This is a genomic window from Ruminococcus sp. (assembly GCF_017650195.1).
GTDB lineage: Bacteria > Bacillota > Clostridia > Oscillospirales > Ruminococcaceae > Ruminococcus.
On record NZ_JAGCFH010000268.1, the window covers coordinates 1 to 5,169 of the forward strand.

Below are 5,169 nucleotides of genomic sequence, written 5' to 3' on the forward strand. Positions count from 1 at the left end.
AAGAATGGCAAAGCATAAGTGCCCGAGGTACGTTGATTTCGTAGACGGCTTCCCGATGAATGCTGCCGGAAAGATACTCAAGTATAAAATGAGAGAACAGGCTGTTGAAAAACTTAAGCTTCATAAGGCTGACAGTATTGTTACCGCCTAAAAAATATCCATACTGTCTATACAGCAAAAACCATTTTCAGTATTAATAGTTTTACCCGAATTAAGACGGAACTCCCCAAAAGTCGACGCGTAAATACGCGTAAATAATATGTATTATTTTCTAAAAAAATCAGCAGCTCCACACACTTGAAGCTGCTGATTTTTTTATCATTGTATCATCGTAAATATCATTTGTTTTGTGTAAGTTTTGACTTTAAAACAGTCACATGGGACTGCATGATCTTATTTTAAGCTGTTTTCTAACAGAGCATGAACGCATTATATTCTGACACGGGCTATACATCAGTTATTAAAACGTTACGAAATCAGAACATTTCCTCACTGATTATTTTTCTCAGTTCAATCATATCAAAAGAATCAACTGCACCATCATAGTTAAGATCGTAATTCTTTCCTTCAAGATTGCATTTTTCACCGAGAATGAATTTTTGTAAAAGCTCTATATCTTTGGCAGTATACTTATATCGGTTGTTCCTATCAACATGTATGCTGCTGTTTACAAGCTTAATTTCGCCGCCTCCAACGCCGCATATGTCTGCATTAAGAGCTACTGTGGTAATAGGACCTGTTACGAGTCCGGCTTTTTCCCATGTAATCACAGCATCCGCAAGATATATATACCCTGAACAAATAATACTGTTTTCAGTTTTATCATGAGCTATGCAGTAATACTTAACGTTCTTTTTTCCATTGGGCATAAATACATCATCAGTGTACAGCACATATATATCATATTCCCTGTTTGTGAACTGCTCTGTACCGAGATATTCTGCATCTTTCGGAACAGCATCATAGTTAACGGAGTCATATACATAGAAATCAATGTATTCCACACCGTCCTCACCGCGCATCTTTCCCTCTGCACCTATACTGTAATTGCCGTCTGTACTGACATAAGCCTTGTAGGACATATTGATGAAATCACCTTTCTTAAGGTCTATCTCCTCGTCCTCCATTTCAAAGACTCGTCTTTTACCAAATCTGAAAACTTCATCTTCTGATTCAAGTAAACATTTGCCTATGATATCACCGTTATTTTTCAGCGTACACATTCCGCCGTTTTCACCGTAGATTATACTGCCACCATCAATTATTGGCGAAGAGGTATTATCTACTCTGTTGTCTATAACTCTGTCATATTCCGCATCCGGATCAGAAATACCAAATTCTGCACTAACAAGTGCAAAATCGCCTTTTCCTTCGCCAAATGCTTCGGCAAACACAAAGATCTCCGTAATACGGTCTTCTTTATCAATATAATCCTTCAGCCATGCTTCATAGTGCTTCTGAAGGTCAACACTGCCAACAGCTCTGTAATAATAATCATCATGAGTCTCCTGAGTTACGCACCATATCTGAGGACATGGATATGAGTAACACGTCTCATAATCATAATACCTGTAGTACAGATCATATTTTACACCATCGACCTCAGTTGTACCAAGAGACTTGACTTTAGCCATGTCACGAGAACCGTCAATAAAGCTGTCTGAGTTTCTGAGCTGAACGATGCAGTACTCTATACCTGTATCACATGAGAAGAGCGAAACTCCTGATGCGTAATTATCTTCTGCTCTTATTGAAGTATCATAGAATACTTCCATCTTATCGTTTTTTTCAAATGTTTTTCCATGCTCATCCCAGAGTCCTCTTACAAAAAGGCTGGTCGAGCACGTACTATCATTATTATATGTACATGATGCAACTCTGCCGTCACTGACTGTCATACTGCCTTTTTTGGCATCAGTTTTATCAAAAAAGCAATTATAATACTGACCATCAAGATAAACAGACCTTGTTGACGTACCATCGTTTTTAACTGTTATGCTTTTCCTGTACGGGATATTGACAATAGCTGATTTCCAAACAGATATTTTGCCTTTTTCACTTGTTCCGCGAACATAGAGCTTTGCCTGCTTGTCTATATCAAGCTTGAAATCATTTCTTCCAAGCTTATAGCATATCTCTCTTATATCAATTTTTCCTGATATCTCCTTGCCGCTGATACTATTGACTCGTGCAATGTAGATAACTTCAACAGGCACGTTCTCCTCTTCGGTAATACTTACATAATAATCATCACCGTTTACGGATATCTTTTCTGCATCGTCACCTGCCTTGTATATATCAGACGAATACGATTCAAGCACTCTTATCTCTGCTAATTTTGCAGTTTCCCTGTCATAGCAGCTTATCAAAGCCCCAACAGCATATCCGCTCTCTGCCTCAATAATCGCATTATAGCTGATATACGCCTGCTTATATTCGCTCACATCTATATACTTATCAGCTCCGATAAGGAACTCTGCCACATTTGTTTTATCCCAGCTGCATTTATAGTATCCTCCTACAGGATTATATATCATAGATGCATCGCCAGTGTCGCCATCATACTTCCACACCACAAACTCCTCGCCGACATATGGAGCTTTGTATTCCTCCTCAAAATTGTCAAGATTTACTGACACATTATCAGCTGTCAGCGCTGGAACATTGATTCTCCCAACTGCATTGACTGTGGAAACCGTCATTGAAACTGCAGTAACAGTACAAGCTGTCAGCACTGACAAAAAACGCTCTATCATTTTGTACATTCTGTCGCCCTCCTTAAACATAGCACAATAATATATATTAATTATACCATAGTTTTTATATTACAGGCAAGTCCTTTATTGCTATATTATGTTTAAAGGCCGTCTGTTCCAAACATACGGTTAACTTTATTCAAAGGAAAAACAGTTTTAAGGAAAAGGAAATCAAAGATGAAATAAGAGATAAATTCGGACTGAACTAAACATTTCTCGTCACCAAACATGAGAAGCCCTACTTCACTTGATAAGGAGAAGACAATATAATTCTCAGATCATACATAAGAACAGCTCCCATCAACATTACGGGAGCTGTTTTCTATCATTATTATGTTTAATGCTCTTTTTTGTCTTTAAAAGGTAATATCACCACTATGTACGAGTAAAGTCTGTATCAGAATAATTCTGCTCCATTGAAACATCAAAAGCATTAAGAAATAGCTTTTCTACAAATCAACTAATATACTTTAGCCTTTAATGATTATACTCTCTTTATTATGATTGCAGAAGCCAACTGAAATATTAAAATAAAAATGTACTAAAGACGGGATTATATCAGAATCTCAGAAATGCTACATTTTTATAAATTCGGCTACAAAACTTTTTTAATAGCTTTAAAAGTGTAGTGATAAAATCTCAAAATAAATACCGCAAAAATATCCCACATATTTTGTGTGCTTATTTGTTTAAAAGAGAGAAAATTCCGAAGTAACACTACTATTAAAAAAATCGATTCGTCCAAAGGGCAGTTTTTTTGGCTTAAAAAATAGAGGGCGTTTTATTGTTACGACGTTGACAAGTGTAACTGAAACTCTATTGTTATCAGTTTCAATTCGAACACTTACACACAATAAGTAGAACAGCGCCCATGTCAGACATGATGAAGGAGGAAATAATCCATGAGCGAAAAATCCATCTCGATGTGTCAGGGTAAAGGCAGCCTGTCACATAACAATCGTGAATTCACTGCCAGTAATATCGACAAGGCCAGAACAGCTGACAACATCGTATTTGTTTGTCAGGGTCTGGGCGAAACCTACAGGAAGCTCTTTGACGGAGCGATAGAAAGGTATAACGCTCATCAGAAAAGAAACGACCGAAAGATATCCGATTACTTCGAACATCTTTTCAGTCGTAAACCAAGTAAGAGTGTTATTACAGGAGCTAATAAGCAAAAGAGCTTCTATGAGGATCTGGTTCAGATAGGAACCAGGGACGATACGGGAGTTGATTCAGCGGATGCTGAAACAGCAAAAGAATGTCTGCGTGAATACATGGAAGGATTTCAGGAAAGGAATCCGAACCTTCATGTATTTAATGCAGTGATGCATCTTGATGAAGCTACACCGCATCTTCACATTGACTATATCCCTGTCGGACATTTCAGCAGAGGGCTTGATACCAGAAATGCTATGGCAAAGGCTCTCGAAGAAATGGGACATGGTACAGGAGCAAATGCTATCAATCGCTGGCGGCTTAGTGAGTGGGATGTACTTCATGACATCTGCACTGCTCATGGTATCGAGATATCAGCACCGAAGAAGTCAAGAGGCTACAGCTATACTGTTCAGGAATACGGTGAGCATCAGGACAGGATCAATACTCTGAATGCTGAGATAGAGAAGCTGACAGCTGAATGTGACGAGACAGCAGCTGAGTTTGAAAAACTTGCAAAGAAGAAAGTAAGTATCGGTGAGATCGAGAATATCGAAGCCAGAGAATCTGTATTCGGAAAGAAAGTTACGCTCTCCAAGGCAGACTATGACAGGCTCAATGATACAGCCAAGAAATATGTTGCTATGGAGAAGAACATCAGTAAGCTCAGAAATGAGCGTGATACTGCCGTTCAGGAACTTGAAACCATGAAACAGCAGTTTGATGCACTTTCATCGGAATATTCAGATTATAGAAGGGACAGAGAAAGCATCAGAACAAAAATCAAGAGTCTGGGTCGTGAAGAACAGCTCACTAATGAACTGAAAAAGTCAAGGGATTTCATAACTGCCCGTGGTCTATCAGACGATTTTGAGCGCTTTAGATTGGAAAAAACAAAAAGAATTGAATTAGAATAAAAAGCAATGGCATATTCCTGAAATGTTGTTTAAGTTACTTGACATTTAGCTGATTGTGCACTATGATTATAGCTACAGGAGTATGCCATAATCTACGATATCAAAGGAGAATATCATATGGCTACTATTACAAAGCGAGGAGATACTTTCAGAATCAAGGTATCCCTCGGATATGATACAGAACACAAGCAGATCGTTAAATCGACCACCTTCAAGCCGCCGCAGGGTGTTACACCCAAGAAAGCGGAGAAGCTCGCACAGCAGTTCGCCTATGACTTTGAGAACAAGTGCAAGGACTACACGGAACTGAATGAGAATATGCGTTTCTCGGAGCTTGC

General features: G+C 38.6%; 2 protein-coding genes and 1 pseudogene. 2 read left to right on the top strand and 1 reads right to left on the bottom strand.

Translation table 11 applies throughout. The features are described 5' to 3' along the window. Positions 1–476 precede the first annotated feature (476 nt). Positions 477–2,765 (bottom strand): glycoside hydrolase family 11 protein, encoded by a 2,289-nt coding sequence (locus J6U00_RS12255; RefSeq protein WP_296582254.1) that lies wholly within the window; start codon positions 2,763–2,765, stop codon positions 477–479. Positions 2,766–3,658: 893 nt separating this feature from the next. Between J6U00_RS12255 and J6U00_RS12260 the strand changes: the two genes are divergently transcribed. Beyond that, entirely contained in the window at positions 3,659–4,831 is a 1,173-nt protein-coding gene (locus J6U00_RS12260; RefSeq protein WP_296582256.1) for a plasmid recombination protein, read from the top strand. Positions 4,832–4,948: 117 nt separating this feature from the next. Then, a pseudogene (locus J6U00_RS12265) lies at positions 4,949–5,169 on the top strand (site-specific integrase); the annotation flags it as partial.

Excerpts from the sequence above, each read along its gene's own strand:
- J6U00_RS12255 (WP_296582254.1), bottom strand. The coding sequence starts at position 2,765 with ATGTACAAAATGATAGAGCGTTTTTTGTCAGTGCTGACAGCTTGTACT.
- J6U00_RS12260 (WP_296582256.1), top strand. The coding sequence starts at position 3,659 with ATGAGCGAAAAATCCATCTCGATGTGTCAGGGTAAAGGCAGCCTGTCA.